Consider the following 12,981-nt stretch of genomic DNA (forward strand, 5'->3'; position numbering starts at 1 on the left):
CACGAGGGCAGAAGTGTCGCGGGGGCTGGGGCTGGACGAGGGCTACTCGAGCCGCGAGACGAACTCGACGACTCTCTCGTGGAGCAGCTCGGCCTCGTCCGGCTGGTACTCGTCGGGCATTTGCTCGTCGTTGAAGAGGTGGCCGTCGCCGGGGTAGACGAAGATCTCGACCTCGGCGCCGGCCTGAGCGGCGTCCGCGACGACCTCGTCGCGCTCCTCTGCCTCTGACCACGGGTCACCCTCGGTGACATGGATCTGGCCGGGCACCCCCTTCGGCCACGGCAGGTCGAGGTGACGCATCGGCACCCCGCCCCCGATCATCACCACACCCCGGGCGTCCTGCGGACGCTTCGCCGCGACGTACTGAGCCATGCCGGCGCCGTTGGAGAAGCCGACCGCGACGAATCTCCCCGGCACGTCGGTCGCGTGCCCCAGCGCGCCGTGCATGAGGGCGGCCATCCCCACCCGGTCGACGTGCGCCATCGCCTCGTCGTAGGAGTCGTAGGTGCGCCCCTCGTACTGGTCGACGACCGTGACATCGTGCCCGGCCTGGGTCAGCGCGTCCTCGAGCGCGACGATCCCGGCGCGTACGCCGAGTGCGGAGTGGAAGAGCAGGATCTGTGCCATGACGAGACGTTAGCGCCTCCGCGCCCCCACCGTCCTGTGCTCTGGCTCAGCGGTAGTTGGTGAACTGCAGCGCGACGTCGAGGTCCTTGCTCTTGAGCAGACGCTGGACCTCCTGGAGGTCGTCGCGGGACTTGCTCGTGACCCGCAGCTCGTCGCCCTGGATCTGGGCCTTGACCCCCTTCGGCCCCTCGTCGCGGATGATCTTGGAGATCTTCTTCGCGTTGTCCTGGTCGATGCCCTCCTTGAGCGGGCCGCCGAGGACGTACTCCTTGCCGGAGGGCTTGGGCTCCTTCTCGCCGAAGTCGATGTTCTTCAGCGACACGCCGCGCTTGACCAGCTTGGTCTCGAAGACGTCGAGCGCCGCGAGCACCCGCTCGGCGGTGTTGGCCTTGAGCACGACCGACTCCCCGGACCACTCGATCGAAGCGCCCACGCCCTTGAAGTCGTAGCGCTGCGAGATCTCCTTGGCCGCCTGGTTCAGGGCGTTGTCGACCTCCTGCTTGTCGACCTTGCTCACGATGTCGAAGCTGCTGTCGGCCATGGCTGGTGCTCCTGGTGATCGGGGACGAAGGGGGTGAGCCGCCTGATTTCATCGGGCGCGCCCGGCCTTGCTATCCTCACATGCGCACACGGCAGGTTGTCCGAGCGGCCAATGGAAACGGACTGTAAATCCGTCGGGTTATCCCTACCCAGGTTCGAATCCTGGACCTGCCACCGAAGGGCACGAGGGCCTCGACCGCATCAGGTCGAGGCCCTCGGCGTGCCAAGGGGTTGTCGGTGGGACCTGCCACGATGAGCTCATGAGCGACGTCGTGACCGGAGAGGACGGGCTGACCCGTCCTGCCTGGGCGAGCGTCGACCCGCTGCTGCGCGAGTACTACGACCGCGAGTGGGGAGTGCCGGTCCGTGACGAGCGCGGGGTCTTCGAGCGGCTCAGCCTGGAGGCCTTCCAGTCCGGGCTGTCCTGGGCGACGATCCTGCGCAAGCGCCCGGCCTTCCGTGAGGCGTTCGACGGGTTCGACCCGGAGGTGGTCGCGGGGTACGGGGAGCGCGACGTGGCCCGCCTCATGGGCGATGCCCGGATCGTGCGCAACCGGCGCAAGGTCGAGGCGACGATCAGCAACGCCGGGGCGACGCTCTCCCTTCGCGCTGACGGGGGTCTGGCCGACCTCGTCTGGTCGTTCCAGCCCGATCGCACGCCCCTGCCACGGACCGCGGCCGAGGTGCCGACGGTCTCGCCCGAGTCGACCGCCCTGGCTCGCGAGCTGAAGCGACGTGGCTTCGTCTTCGTCGGGCCGACGACGATGCACGCGCTGATGGAGGCGATCGGCATCGTCGACACCCATCTGCTCGGGAGCCACCGGCGTGGCTGCTCCGGGTTGTGGCGGCAGGATGGGACCCGTGCCTGACTCATCCGCACCCGCCCCCGGGTACCCGGTCACCGTCACGGTGCCCACCCGGTGGAACGACAACGACATCTATGGCCACGTCAACAACGCCGTCCACTACGCGATCATGGACACCGCGATCAACGACTGGCTCATGCAGCACGGTTTCGACCCCACCGGCGACGTCGTCGACCTCGTCCCGGAGACGCGCTGCCGGTACCTGGCCGAGATCAGCTACCCCGACCCCTTCGTCCTCGGTCTGCGGGTCGGCCGGCTAGGCCGGACCTCGGTGACCTGGGAGGTCCTCATGCGCCGCGGCAGCGACGGCGAGACGGTGGCGAAGGGGGAGTTCGTGCACGTCTTCGTCGACCGGGTCTCCCGCCGCCCGGTTCCCGTCCCGGAGCTGCTGCGGTCGGCGATGGAGCCGCTCGTCGCGGCCGAGGAAGGCTGAGCGAAGCGCTGAGTTCATCGCTACCTGGCTCCCGGCCAGACGCATCCCGCTCGATCTGACGCTACGGCTCTGCCCCGCATTCTGGGGCAGAGCCGTAGCGCGCGGAGGCGGTCATGTCTCGTCGTGCTACCGGTGATCGGTCGCCAGCGAGCCCCGATTTTCGCCCGAGCCGGGCGGGCGTGTAATCTCTCCCAGGCGCCTCGCACCGGTGAGGCACGCCCCCTTAGCTCAGTCGGCAGAGCGTTTCCATGGTAAGGAAAAGGTCGTCGGTTCGATTCCGACAGGGGGCTCAGGTCCGGCCAGGCGATCAGCCTGTGCCGAGCCCCACGGCGGGGTAGCTCAGCTGGTTAGAGCGCACGACTCATAATCGTGAGGTCGCGGGATCGAGTCCCGCTCCCGCTACGAGCACCACCTCCGGGGCGGTGAGCCGCGATCGGATTTCGCCGCCCCACGGGGGGTGCCCTATCCTGTTGTGCCGACGCTGCAGCCGTGATCCCGCGCCCGTGGAGCCGGCAGCACACCCCGACCAATGACCGCCATCCTTTCGAGAGCAGGTTCGACCCGTGGCAACCAAGAGCGCTGATGTCCGTCCGAAGATCACGATGGCGTGCACCGAGTGCAAGGAGCGCAACTACATCACCAAGAAGAACCGTCGTAACAACCCTGACCGGTTGGAGATGGCGAAGTTCTGCCCGCGCTGCCGCAAGCACACCACGCACCGCGAGACCCGCTGACCCACCAGTCGGCACCGACGGCGCCGCCGCGACCATCACGGTCACGGCGGCGCCGTCGTCTGCGTGGGCGTCCCATAGGCTGGCGCCCATGGCCGTCAACGAGTCCTTCGTCGGACGCACCTACCCGCCGACCGAGCCCTTCCACGTCGGACGGGAGGCGGTGCGCGACTTCGCCGCTGCGGTGGGCGCCGGCTCGCCGCTGCACCGCGACCTGGCCGCCGCGCAGGACGCGGGGTACCGCGACCTCGTGGCCCCGCCGACCTTCGCGATCATCCCCGCTCAGCGCTCGGACGCCCAGTTCGTCGCGGACCCCGATGCCGGCGTCGACTACTCGCGGGTCGTGCACGGTGAGCAACGCTTCGTCCACCACCGCCCGATCGTCGCCGGCGACGAGCTGCGCGGCGTGCTCACCATCGACTCGGTGCGATCCGGTGGAGGGCACACCATGGTGACGATGCGCACCGACCTCCTCGACCCCGACGATCAGCCGGTCGCGACATCGCACTCGACCATCGTCATCCGCGGTGAGGAGCAGGCATGAGGGTCAAGAGCCACACCGAGGTCACCGTCGGGGAGGAGCTGACAGCCCGGACCCTCCACGTCGACCGCGCCACCCTCGTCCACTATGCGGGGGCGTCCGGCGACCGCAACGTCATCCACTGGGACGAGCAGACCGCCCGCGCCGTCGGACTCCCCGACGTCATCGCGCACGGCATGTGGACCATGGGTGCGGCCATCGAGGCCGTCACCGACTGGGTCGGTGACCCGGCGAGGGTCCTGGAGTACCGCACCCGCTTCACCCGGCCGGTCGTCGTCCCCCACGACGGCGGCGCCGACGTCGAGGTCACCGCGGTCGTCACCTCGGTCGACCCCGACACCCGCCAGTCCGTCGTCGAGCTGACCGCCAGCTCCGCCGGGCAGAAGGTCCTGGGTCGGTGCACCGCCCGGGTCCAGCTCGACTGATGCGCAGCGAGGAGGGCGCGGCGATTGCGCCGCTGACCACCATGCGTGTCGGCGGCCCGGCCGACGCGATGGTGACGGCCACCTCGGCCGATGAGATCGCCGCTGCCGTCGCCGAGGTCGACACCGCCGGCCACGACCTGCTCGTCCTGTCGGGCGGCTCGAACCTCGTCGTCAGCGACGACGGATTCCCCGGCGTCGTGCTGCGCATCGCCAGCCGAGGCGTCACCGTCACCGCCGAGCGCGGTGACACGGTCGAGGTCACCGTCGCCGCAGGAGAGCCGTGGGACGAGCTCGTCGCCCTGGCGGTAGAGCGCGGCTGGTCCGGCATCGAGGCACTGAGCGGCATCCCGGGTCTGACCGGCGCCACGCCCGTGCAGAACGTCGGCGCCTACGGCCAGGAGGTCGCCCAGACCATCTCCTCGGTGCGAGTCTTCGACCGGGCGAAGGGGGAGATCGTCACCTTCCGCGGCGAGGACTGCGACTTCACCTACCGCCACTCGCGGTTCAAGGGGACGAGTCGCTATGTCGTCCTCGAGGTGACGTTCACCCTTGTCGTCGCCGACGAGTCGGCTCCGGTGGCCTACGCCGACCTCGCGCGCCAGCTCGGGGTAGAGCTCGGTGAGCGCGTCCCACTGGCCGCCGCCCGCGAGGCGGTCCTGGCCCAGCGCCGCGCGCGCGGAATGGTCCTGGACGAGCGTGACCACGACACGTGGAGCTGCGGCTCGTTCTTCACCAACCCGATCCTCAGCCCGGCGGAGTACGACACCGTGGTCGAGCGGGTAGGGGAGCGGCTCGGGCCGGACGCCCCGGTCCCGCCTCGGTTCGACGGTCCGCAAGGGTCGGTCAAGACCAGTGCCGCGTGGCTGATCGACCGAGCCGGCTTCGGCAAGGGGTACGGCATGCCCGGTCCTGCCGCGCTGTCGACCAAGCACACCCTCGCGGTCACCAACCGAGGCTCGGCGACCTCCGAGGACATCGCCGCCCTCGCCCGCGAGGTCCGCGACGGGGTGCGCGCCGCCTTCGGAGTGACCCTGGTCAACGAGCCGGTCTTCGTCGGCCACGAGCTCTGAGAGCAGGCGGGCCGGCGGGCCGCACGGACGCTCCTGGGGTCAGGGCAGCGAGGGGGAGTCCAGCCAGTCGTCGATACCCGCCAGCATCTCTGCCCGGGTGTGCGTCGGAGCCCGGCTGATCCGCACCGACGCACGGGCCAGGTCGGCAAGCTCCGCGTCAGAGAACCCGAGCTCGCGAGCGATCTCGTACTGGGCAAGAAGCCGCGTGCCGAAGAGCAGCGGGTCGTCGGCACCCAGCGCGACCCGGGCGCCGGCGTCGACGAGGCGGCGAAGGGGGACCGCGGACTCCTCCGGGTAGACCCCGAGGGAGACGTTGGAGCCGGGACAGACCTCGAGGCCGATCCCCTCCTCGACGACCCGCTGGAGCACTCGGGGGTCCTCGACCGCGCGTACCCCGTGACCGAGCCGGTCCGGGTGGAGCGCATCCAGCGTCTCCGTCACGGCGTCGGCGCCGAGGAGCTCACCGCCGTGGGGGACGAGCGCAAGACCGGCCCGCTCGGCGATCTGGAACGCCTTCGCGAAGTCGCTCGTCACCCCCCTTCGCTCGTCGTTGGACAGACCGAAGCCCACGACGGTCCCCGGACCGTCCCCCGCGTGCTGGGCGGCGAGCCGAGCCAGCGTGCGCGCCTCCAGGGGGTGGCGGACGCGGCTGGCCGCGACGACGACCGCCACCTGGGCCGCGCCGGTGCGCCTCGCGGTCGACGAGACCGACCGGGCCTCGTCGAGCACGATCTCCAGGGCCGGGGTGATCCCCCCGACGAAGGGGGCGTAGGAGGTCGGGTCGACCTGGATCTCCAGCCAGCGGGAGCCCTCCGCACCGTCGTCCTGCGCCGCCTCGCGGACGATCCGGCGCATGTCGTCCTCGCCGCGAACGCAGTGGCGCGCGGCGTCGTAGAGACGCTGGAAGCGGAACCAGCCGCGCTCGTCCACCCCCGAGAGCTGGGGCGGGTAGTGCTCGACGCCGAGCGCGTGCGGCAGCCGCATGCCGTGCGCGGAGGCCATCTCACGGACGGTCGACACCCGCATCGACCCGGTGAAGTGCAGGTGCAGGTGCGCCTTCGGCAGGCGCGAGAGGTCGCGGCTCAGCGCTCTTCCTCGCCGCGCTCGTCCTCGTCGCGCTCGCCGATCACGTGCATCGACGCCTCCTCGGCGGAGGCCGCACCGCCGTCGACGCCGACGTCGCGACCCCAGGCCTCGTCCTCGGTGTCGTTGCCGTCGCCCTGGTCCGGCGCGACGAGCCGCCCGGCGCGCTCGTCGCCGACCTCGCCGTCGCCGAGCCAGTCGTCGTCGGCGTCGATCGCGTCGGGGTCGTCCCCGCCGATCCGCTCCCGGTCCATCCCCGACTCGTTGTCCGGTGCACCGTAGGCCGAGGCGGGGTCTGCCTCCTCCTGGGCGATCCGGTCCTCGATGCTGTCGTGATGGTCAGGCTCGACCCGGCCCCACCCCTCGTCGCCGCGAGGGCGGTCGTCCGCGGTGTAGCCGGTGTCCAGCACGTCGCTGCCCAGCTCCCCGTCGAGGGTGTCTTCTGGCTGCAGCTGCCCGGGGTCGACGATCCCGCGGGACAGGTTGGCGTCTCCTCGTTCGCTCATCTCGTTGCCCTTTCCTCGGTGAGCTTCTCGGCGGTTGCGAGGAGGACGCACGTCGCGACGACGTCCATCGCCTCGCGCACCTCCTCCAGCGGCGGCATGGTCGGCGCCAGCCGGATGTTCTCGTCCCTCGGGTCCTCGCCGTAGGGGAAGGACGCGCCGGCCGGGGTCAGCGCGAGCCCGACCTCCTTGGCCAGGGCGACGACCCGGCTGGCCGTCCCCGGCACGATGTCGAGGTTGACGAAGTAGCCGCCCTCGGGTGTGTTCCACGTCGCGATCTCCTGCCCGCCCAGCCGGCGCGAGAGCACCTCGTCGACGGCCGCGAACTTCGGCGCGATGATCTCGGCGTGGGCGCGCATGTGCGCGCGGACCCCGTCGGCGTCGCCGAAGAACTCCGCGTGCCGCAGGTGGTTGACCTTGTCCGGCCCGATCGACCCCTTGCCGAGGTGGGCGAGGTACCAGGCGACCTGCTCCTGGGAGGAGGCGAGGAAGGCCACGCCGGCCCCGGCGTAGGTGATCTTGCTCGTCGAGGCGAAGAGGATCGCGCGGTGCGGGTTGCCGGCCGCGCTGGCCAGGCTGAGCACGTCGGCGGTCTTGGTCTGGGTCTCGGCGAGGTGGTGCAGCGCGTAGGCGTTGTCCCAGAAGATCTTGAAGTCCGGCGCCGCCGTCACCATCGCGGTCAGCTCGGCCGCGACCTCCTGGCTCGTGGTGCGCCCTGTCGGGTTCGCATAGGTCGGGACGAGCCACATGCCCTTGACGCTCGGGTCGTCCGCGACGAGGGCTCGGACCGCATCGACGTCCGGGCCGTGCTCGGTCATCGGGACGGTGACCATGTCGATCCCGAGCTCCTCGAGCAGGGCGAAGTGGCGGTCGTAACCGGGCACCGGGCACACGAAGGTGACCCGCTCCTCGTCCTTCCACGGCCGGGGCGAGTCGACCCCGCCGAAGAGCAACAGGTCGACCAGGCAGTCGCGCATCATCGTCAGCGAGGAGTTGTTGCCGGCGATGAGCTGGGCGAGGTCGACACCGAGCAGCTCGGCGAAGATCTCCCGCAGCTCCGGCAGGCCCTGGAGGCCGCCGTAGTTGCGCACGTCGGTCCCCGAGCGATCGCGGGTGCTGGTCGGCAGAGTGAGCAGCGCATCGGAGAGGTCGAGCTGGGCGGTGCTCGGCTTGCCGCGGGTCACATCGAGCGAGAGCCCGCGGACCGCCACTTCCTCGTAGGCCGCTCGCTGGTCGGCCAGCAGCCCCGCAAGGGCCTCGTCGGTCAGGTCGGCCAGGGGGGCGTGGGTGTGGTGCTCGCTCACCCGGTCAGTCTTGCACCCGCGGCCGGGTTCGCACGCCCGGCCGGACCTGGCGTATGGTGGTTCCTCGGTTGACTTCGACCAGACCCTCCGGCGTGCCCGCGCACGGCGACGGGCGAAGGGAGGTCAGCCACGGGCGTCGGCCCAACCCGGCGCCCGTAGGGCAGTGGCTCAATTGGTAGAGCACCGGTCTCCAAAACCGGCGGTTGGGGGTTCGAGTCCCTCCTGCCCTGCGGTGACGCGACATCCGTTGTCGCGGCGCACGTGATGCACGACCGGACGAGATGCATGACTGGACGACGAGAGAAGAGGGCGACGTGACCGAGCTCGGCACCCAGCCGCCGAGGGCTCGCCGGCAGCAGCCTCAGGGCGGCAACCCGGTCTCCCGGTTCTTCGGGTCGATCGGACTGTTCATCACGCAGGTGCTCGACGAGCTTCGCAAGGTGGTGCGGCCGACCCGATCGGAGCTGCTGAACTACACCGCGGTGGTCATCGTGTTCGTCACGGTGATGATGCTCATCGTGGCCGGGCTCGACTTCGTCTTCACCAGGCTCGTCCTCTGGGTGTTCGGCGGCTGAGGCCGTCGGTCCCGATCCGTTAGTCAGTCCGCGGCGCCGGCCGGTGCCGCTTGTCAATCAGGTGAGGTAGTTACAGGTCATGTCCGACCAGCCGACCAGCCCCTTCGCCGACGAGGAGCAGACCCCGGCGCAGGCCGAGGCCGCCGAGAGCGGTGTGGCCACCCCTGACCTGCCGACGGCCGAGGAGGCCGACGCCGAGCGTGCGCTCGCCGAGGGCGAGGACACCTCAGAGGCCGCCGAGAGCAGCGAGGGCACCGAGAGCGCCGCTGATGTCGAGGCTGGCGACGAGCCCGCTCAGGCCAGCGGTGACGCCGAGCCCGCCTCCGAGCAGGTGAGCGAGGACGAGGACGGCGACCTGCTGCCCGAGCAGCAGGAGGACCCGGTCCAGGCGTTCAAGGACGACCTCGCGAGCAAGTACGGCGACTGGTACGTCATCCACAGCTACGCCGGCTACGAGAACAGGGTGAAGCACAACCTCGAGACCCGCATCGCGAACCTCAACATGGAGGACTACATCTTCGAGGTGGCCGTCACGATCGACGAGGTCACCGAGATCAAGAGCGGTCAGAAGAAGACCCGCAAGCAGCCGCGGATGCCCGGTTACGTTCTCGTCCGGATGGACCTCACCGACGAGTCGTGGGGCGCCGTGCGACACACCCCGGGTGTCACCGGCTTCGTCGGCAGCGCGCACGACCCGGTCCCGCTGACGCTCGACGAGGTCTACACCATGCTCAAGCCCGCGGACCTGGAGAAGCAGGCTGCTGCCGCGCCTGCTGCGGCCGCGTCCGGCTCTGCCGGCGCTGCGCCGAGCACGGTCGTCGACGTGGAGTTCGAGGTCGGCGAGTCCGTCACGGTCACCGAGGGCCCCTTCGAGACCATGCCCGCGACGATCTCCGAGGTCCACCCGGACACCCAGAAGCTCAAGGTGTTCGTCTCCATCTTCGGCCGGGAGACCCCGGTCGAGCTGTCCTACAGCCAGGTCGCGAAGATCTGAGGTTAGGGCGGCAGCCCGAAGCCTCGGGCGCTGCACATGCAACCGGGTCATCGCCCATGGCGTCGGCCCACGACACACGAAGGAGCTGGCACTCACATGCCTCCCAAGAAGAAGGTCTCTGGCTTCATCAAGCTGCAGATCCAGGCCGGTCAGGCCACCCCCGCCCCGCCCGTCGGTCCCGCGCTCGGTCAGCACGGGGTCAACATCATGGAGTTCGTCAAGGCGTACAACGACGCCACGGCGGACCAGCGCGGCAACGTCGTCCCGGTCGAGATCACGGTCTACGAAGACCGGTCCTTCACCTTCATCACGAAGACCCCGCCGGCTGCGGAGCTGATCAAGAAGGCCGCCGGCGTCCAGAAGGGGTCCGGTGAGCCGCACAAGACCAAGGTCGCCTCGCTGAGCAAGGACCAGGTCCGCGAGATCGCCGAGACCAAGATGCCCGACCTCAACGCCAACGACATCGATGCCGCGATGAAGATCATCGCCGGCACCGCTCGTCAGATGGGCATCACCACCGACCTCTGAGGTCGGCGCGTCGGTTGAGGCGCTAGGGCCGCCCGCGGCCCGAGCCTCGAAGCCACCACCCCGTGGGAGGGCCAGCGCTGGCCCGCACCACGACTTCACCACCAGATCAGGAGAAGCACATGAAGCGCAGCAAGACCTACCAGGCCTCGGCCGAGAAGATCGACCGCGACAGCCTCTACGCGCCGCTCGAGGCGGTGCGCCTGGCCAAGGAGAGCGCCAAGGCCAAGTACGACGAGACCGTCGAGGTCGTCTTCCGTCTCGGCATCGACCCGCGCAAGGCCGACCAGATGGTCCGCGGCACGGTGAACCTGCCGCACGGCACCGGCAAGACCGCGCGAGTCCTCGTCTTCGCCGGCGGCGACAAGGCCGAGGCGGCCAAGGAGGCCGGTGCGGACTACGTCGGCACCGACGACATGCTCGAGAAGGTCCAGGGCGGCTGGATGGACTTCGACGCCGTCGTCGCCACCCCGGACCTCATGGGCAAGGTCGGCCGCCTGGGCAAGGTCCTCGGGCCGCGCGGCCTCATGCCGAACCCCAAGACCGGCACGGTCACGATGGACACCGCCAAGGCGGTCTCGGACATCAAGGGCGGCAAGATCGAGTTCCGCAACGACAAGCACGCCAACCTCCACTTCATCATCGGCAAGGCGTCCTTCGACGAGAAGGCGCTGGTGGAGAACTACGCGGCCGCGCTCGAGGAGATCAACCGGCTCAAGCCGTCCGCGAGCAAGGGCCGCTACATCACCAAGGCCGTCATGAGCACCACCATGGGCCCGGGCATCCCGCTGGACTTCACCCGGACCAAGGACCTCATGGAGGAGTCCGCCCCGGTCGCCGTCGACGAGGTCGCCGAGGCCTGAGCCCAGGCGTGTCCGAAGCACTCGAGGGCATTGCCCTTAAGTGCGACGAAGGTCCCGAAGGGGGATCGGTCCGCGGACCGATCCCCCTTCGCCTGTCCCGACCCACTAGCCTCGGGAGCGACAGCCGCGCCATCTCCAGGGGGTCCCGCATGAAGCGCACCATCGTCTCGCTCGTCGCCGTCGGCGCACTCGCTCTCACCGGGTGCAGTTCCGAGGGCAGCGCATCGACTGCAGCCGGGTCCTCCAGCGCTGCGGGCGAGTCGGCGCAGTCCGTCGCGACGATCGGCGACAGCCTGTCGGCGAAGGAGCTGGGAGAGCGCACCGCAGCGGCGATGAAGAAGGCCGGCACCGTCACGATGAGATCAACCGGAGAAGGCAGCGACCTCCAGGGCGAGATGTCCACCACCGACGGGCTGGCCTACGAGCTGAGCGGGACGAGCGGTGGCGAGTCGCTGGAGATGATCTACGCCGACGACGTGCTCTACCTCGGCGGCGACAGCTTCACGGAGATGACGGGCGGCAAGAGGTTCATCAAGATCGACCCGGAGGGGGAGGACATGATGAGCCAGATGATGGCGCCGCTGCTGGGGATCCTCGAGCGGGCCGCCAACCCGGCCGAGTTCCTCAGCACCCTCGACGACGTCGACGCGACCGTCGTCGAGGTCGAGGGTGACCAGACCACCTACGAGACCACGCTGACCGCGGACCAGCTCCGGAAGGCGACCGAGGCGATGGTCGGCGCCGAGCTGCCGACCGAGGCAGCAGCCGAGGTCCAGGCCGCCACCATCCGCCAGACCGTCGACGCACAGTGGCGGATCACCAAGGTCGTCACCGCGGGCAACTCCGACTCGACCATCACGTACTCGGACCACGGCGCCCCCGTGGATGTCTCGCCCCCTGCCGACTCCGAGATCGGGACCATCGACCTCGACACGCTCACGAACGAGAGCGCCACCCCCTGACCCGTGAGGCGTCCCCCTTCGCGCCCGGATTTGGCCGAAGGGGGAGCCGCGCACTACCCTTGACCCGACCGATGACCGCCGGTTGCCGGCCCACCGAGAGGTGAGCCGGACGAAGGCCCCCGAGAGGGCGACCAGCGCAGGACACACTGAGCGAGCAGCTCGCCTCGCGGCGAGCACGATGCGAGCCCCGTGCGCCCTGCGCCGGGGCTCTTTCTCTTGGGCCGTCGGGCTCGAGCAGCCAGCAGGCGGTCCCCACGCACGAGAAGGAGGCCCGCATGGCGACAGCTGAGAAGAACGCCGCCATCGCCGAGATGACGGAGAAGTTCCGCACCTCGAACGCGGCCGTTCTCACGGAGTACCGCGGCCTGTCCGTGGCCCAGCTCGCCGAGCTGCGCAGCACCCTCCGTGACAACGCCACCTACTCCGTGGTGAAGAACACGCTGACCGAGCGGGCGGCCAAGGAGGCGGGCGTCGAGTCCGCGTTCGAGGGCCAGCTCGTCGGACCGAACGCGATCGCCTTCGTCGAGGGTGACCCGGTCGAGGCCGCGAAGGCTCTGCGCAACTTCGCCAAGGACAACCCGCTCCTGGTGATCAAGGGCGGCATCTACGAGGGCAGCCCCCTCAGTGCCGACGAGATCGACCAGCTTGCCAAGCTCGAGTCCCGCGAGGTGCTGCTCGGCAAGCTGGCTGGTGCCATGAAGGCCCAGCTCACCCAGGCTGCCTACCTCTTCAACGCGCCGCTCGCGCAGACCGCTCGGGTCGTCGACGCGCTGCGCGCCAAGGTCGAGGAGCAGGGCCCGGTCGCGACCGACGCCCCGGCCTCCGAGACCGCCGAAGAGGCCCCCGCCGAGGACGCCCCCGCAGCCGACGAGGCTGCGTCGTCCGAGGCCACCGAGACCGTCGCCGAGGGTGGCGACGAGAGCTGAGGGGCCACCCCTT

At 69.9% G+C, this 12,981-nt stretch carries 17 protein-coding genes and 4 tRNA genes; 16 read left to right on the forward strand and 5 right to left on the reverse strand.

Annotated elements, in window-relative coordinates; all coding sequences use genetic code 11:
• Positions 1-42: 42 nt before the first annotated feature.
• Together FB557_RS03645 and FB557_RS03650 are read right to left on the reverse strand one after the other, a co-directional pair.
• Positions 43-627: a dienelactone hydrolase family protein gene (locus tag FB557_RS03645; protein ID WP_144855600.1), complete on the reverse strand. Its 585-nt coding sequence runs from the start codon at positions 625-627 to the stop codon at positions 43-45.
• A gap of 46 nt (positions 628-673) precedes the next feature.
• On the reverse strand, positions 674-1,168 hold the full coding sequence (locus FB557_RS03650; RefSeq protein WP_144855601.1) for a YajQ family cyclic di-GMP-binding protein: 495 nt from the start codon (positions 1,166-1,168) through the stop codon (positions 674-676).
• A gap of 90 nt (positions 1,169-1,258) precedes the next feature.
• Here FB557_RS03650 and FB557_RS03655 point away from each other — a divergent pair.
• The 9 genes from FB557_RS03655 (at position 1,259) to FB557_RS03695 (ending at position 5,233) form a co-directional block, all read left to right on the forward strand.
• Positions 1,259-1,341, forward strand: a tRNA-Tyr gene (locus tag FB557_RS03655).
• Between the two features lie 86 nt (positions 1,342-1,427).
• Positions 1,428-2,036 (forward strand): DNA-3-methyladenine glycosylase I, encoded by a 609-nt coding sequence (locus tag FB557_RS03660; RefSeq protein ID WP_144855602.1) that lies wholly within the window; start codon positions 1,428-1,430, stop codon positions 2,034-2,036.
• Positions 2,029-2,466, forward strand: a complete 438-nt coding sequence (locus FB557_RS03665) for an acyl-CoA thioesterase (RefSeq protein WP_246074374.1) — start codon at positions 2,029-2,031, stop codon at positions 2,464-2,466. Before FB557_RS03660 ends, FB557_RS03665 begins: the two co-directional genes overlap by 8 nt.
• A gap of 217 nt (positions 2,467-2,683) precedes the next feature.
• Positions 2,684-2,756, forward strand: a tRNA-Thr gene (locus tag FB557_RS03670).
• Positions 2,757-2,794: 38 nt separating this feature from the next.
• A tRNA-Met gene (locus FB557_RS03675) sits at positions 2,795-2,868 on the forward strand.
• 161 nt (positions 2,869-3,029) lie between these two features.
• Positions 3,030-3,200 carry a 50S ribosomal protein L33 gene (gene rpmG, locus FB557_RS03680; RefSeq protein WP_144855606.1) on the forward strand — a complete coding sequence of 57 codons (171 nt, stop codon included), beginning with the start codon at positions 3,030-3,032 and terminating at the stop codon, positions 3,198-3,200.
• 88 nt (positions 3,201-3,288) lie between these two features.
• Positions 3,289-3,741, forward strand: a complete 453-nt coding sequence (locus tag FB557_RS03685; RefSeq protein WP_144855608.1) for an FAS1-like dehydratase domain-containing protein — start codon at positions 3,289-3,291, stop codon at positions 3,739-3,741.
• The gene (locus tag FB557_RS03690; protein ID WP_144855610.1) at positions 3,738-4,163 is read left to right on the forward strand and encodes a MaoC family dehydratase; all 426 of its coding nucleotides are present in this window, start codon (positions 3,738-3,740) and stop codon (positions 4,161-4,163) included. Before FB557_RS03685 ends, FB557_RS03690 begins: the two co-directional genes overlap by 4 nt.
• Positions 4,163-5,233, forward strand: coding sequence for a UDP-N-acetylmuramate dehydrogenase (locus FB557_RS03695; protein WP_144855612.1), 1,071 nt, complete (start codon positions 4,163-4,165; stop codon positions 5,231-5,233). Before FB557_RS03690 ends, FB557_RS03695 begins: the two co-directional genes overlap by 1 nt.
• Positions 5,234-5,272: 39 nt before the next feature.
• Here the strand turns inward: FB557_RS03695 and FB557_RS03700 are convergent, their stop codons facing one another.
• From FB557_RS03700 to FB557_RS03710, 3 genes are read right to left on the reverse strand one after another with little or no spacing between them, the layout of a single operon-like run.
• Positions 5,273-6,319, reverse strand: coding sequence for an adenosine deaminase (locus FB557_RS03700; RefSeq protein WP_144855614.1), 1,047 nt, complete (start codon positions 6,317-6,319; stop codon positions 5,273-5,275).
• Entirely contained in the window at positions 6,316-6,822 is a 507-nt protein-coding gene (locus FB557_RS03705; RefSeq protein WP_144855616.1) for a DUF5709 domain-containing protein, read from the reverse strand. The genes FB557_RS03700 and FB557_RS03705 overlap by 4 nt, the downstream gene beginning before the upstream one ends.
• Complete coding sequence (locus tag FB557_RS03710) at positions 6,819-8,123, reverse strand: aspartate aminotransferase type Ic (RefSeq protein ID WP_144855618.1); 1,305 nt, start codon at positions 8,121-8,123, stop codon at positions 6,819-6,821. Before FB557_RS03710 ends, FB557_RS03705 begins: the two co-directional genes overlap by 4 nt.
• 157 nt (positions 8,124-8,280) lie before the next feature.
• Here FB557_RS03710 and FB557_RS03715 point away from each other — a divergent pair.
• The 7 genes from FB557_RS03715 (at position 8,281) to rplJ (ending at position 12,968) form a co-directional block, all read left to right on the forward strand.
• Positions 8,281-8,353: transfer RNA gene (locus FB557_RS03715), tRNA-Trp, on the forward strand.
• A gap of 84 nt (positions 8,354-8,437) precedes the next feature.
• Positions 8,438-8,698 (forward strand): preprotein translocase subunit SecE, encoded by a 261-nt coding sequence (gene secE, locus FB557_RS03720; RefSeq protein ID WP_246074377.1) that lies wholly within the window; start codon positions 8,438-8,440, stop codon positions 8,696-8,698.
• Between the two features lie 79 nt (positions 8,699-8,777).
• The gene (gene nusG / locus FB557_RS03725; RefSeq protein WP_144855622.1) at positions 8,778-9,692 is read left to right on the forward strand and encodes a transcription termination/antitermination protein NusG; all 915 of its coding nucleotides are present in this window, start codon (positions 8,778-8,780) and stop codon (positions 9,690-9,692) included.
• Between the two features lie 96 nt (positions 9,693-9,788).
• Positions 9,789-10,220: a 50S ribosomal protein L11 gene (rplK, locus tag FB557_RS03730; RefSeq protein ID WP_144855624.1), complete on the forward strand. Its 432-nt coding sequence runs from the start codon at positions 9,789-9,791 to the stop codon at positions 10,218-10,220.
• A 119-nt stretch (positions 10,221-10,339) separates the two neighbouring features.
• Positions 10,340-11,080, forward strand: coding sequence for a 50S ribosomal protein L1 (rplA, locus tag FB557_RS03735; protein WP_144855626.1), 741 nt, complete (start codon positions 10,340-10,342; stop codon positions 11,078-11,080).
• 149 nt (positions 11,081-11,229) lie between these two features.
• A complete protein-coding gene (locus FB557_RS03740) occupies positions 11,230-12,042 on the forward strand; it encodes an SCO4651 family lipoprotein (protein WP_144855628.1) in 813 nt (270 codons plus the stop codon).
• A gap of 275 nt (positions 12,043-12,317) precedes the next feature.
• Positions 12,318-12,968 (forward strand): 50S ribosomal protein L10, encoded by a 651-nt coding sequence (rplJ, locus tag FB557_RS03745; protein WP_144855630.1) that lies wholly within the window; start codon positions 12,318-12,320, stop codon positions 12,966-12,968.
• Positions 12,969-12,981: the final 13 nt, after the last annotated feature.

It is taken from the genome of Marihabitans asiaticum, assembly GCF_007828725.1.
GTDB lineage: Bacteria > Actinomycetota > Actinomycetes > Actinomycetales > Dermatophilaceae > Marihabitans > Marihabitans asiaticum.

Coding starts and splice junctions, on each gene's coding strand:
- FB557_RS03645 (WP_144855600.1), bottom strand. CDS start 627: ATGGCACAGATCCTGCTCTTCCACTCCGCACTCGGCGTACGCGCCGGG.
- FB557_RS03650 (WP_144855601.1), bottom strand. CDS start 1,168: ATGGCCGACAGCAGCTTCGACATCGTGAGCAAGGTCGACAAGCAGGAG.
- FB557_RS03660 (WP_144855602.1), top strand. CDS start 1,428: ATGAGCGACGTCGTGACCGGAGAGGACGGGCTGACCCGTCCTGCCTGG.
- FB557_RS03685 (WP_144855608.1), top strand. CDS start 3,289: ATGGCCGTCAACGAGTCCTTCGTCGGACGCACCTACCCGCCGACCGAG.
- FB557_RS03690 (WP_144855610.1), top strand. CDS start 3,738: ATGAGGGTCAAGAGCCACACCGAGGTCACCGTCGGGGAGGAGCTGACA.
- FB557_RS03695 (WP_144855612.1), top strand. CDS start 4,163: ATGCGCAGCGAGGAGGGCGCGGCGATTGCGCCGCTGACCACCATGCGT.
- FB557_RS03705 (WP_144855616.1), bottom strand. CDS start 6,822: ATGAGCGAACGAGGAGACGCCAACCTGTCCCGCGGGATCGTCGACCCC.
- nusG (WP_144855622.1), top strand. CDS start 8,778: ATGTCCGACCAGCCGACCAGCCCCTTCGCCGACGAGGAGCAGACCCCG.
- rplK (WP_144855624.1), top strand. CDS start 9,789: ATGCCTCCCAAGAAGAAGGTCTCTGGCTTCATCAAGCTGCAGATCCAG.
- rplA (WP_144855626.1), top strand. CDS start 10,340: ATGAAGCGCAGCAAGACCTACCAGGCCTCGGCCGAGAAGATCGACCGC.
- FB557_RS03740 (WP_144855628.1), top strand. CDS start 11,230: ATGAAGCGCACCATCGTCTCGCTCGTCGCCGTCGGCGCACTCGCTCTC.
- rplJ (WP_144855630.1), top strand. CDS start 12,318: ATGGCGACAGCTGAGAAGAACGCCGCCATCGCCGAGATGACGGAGAAG.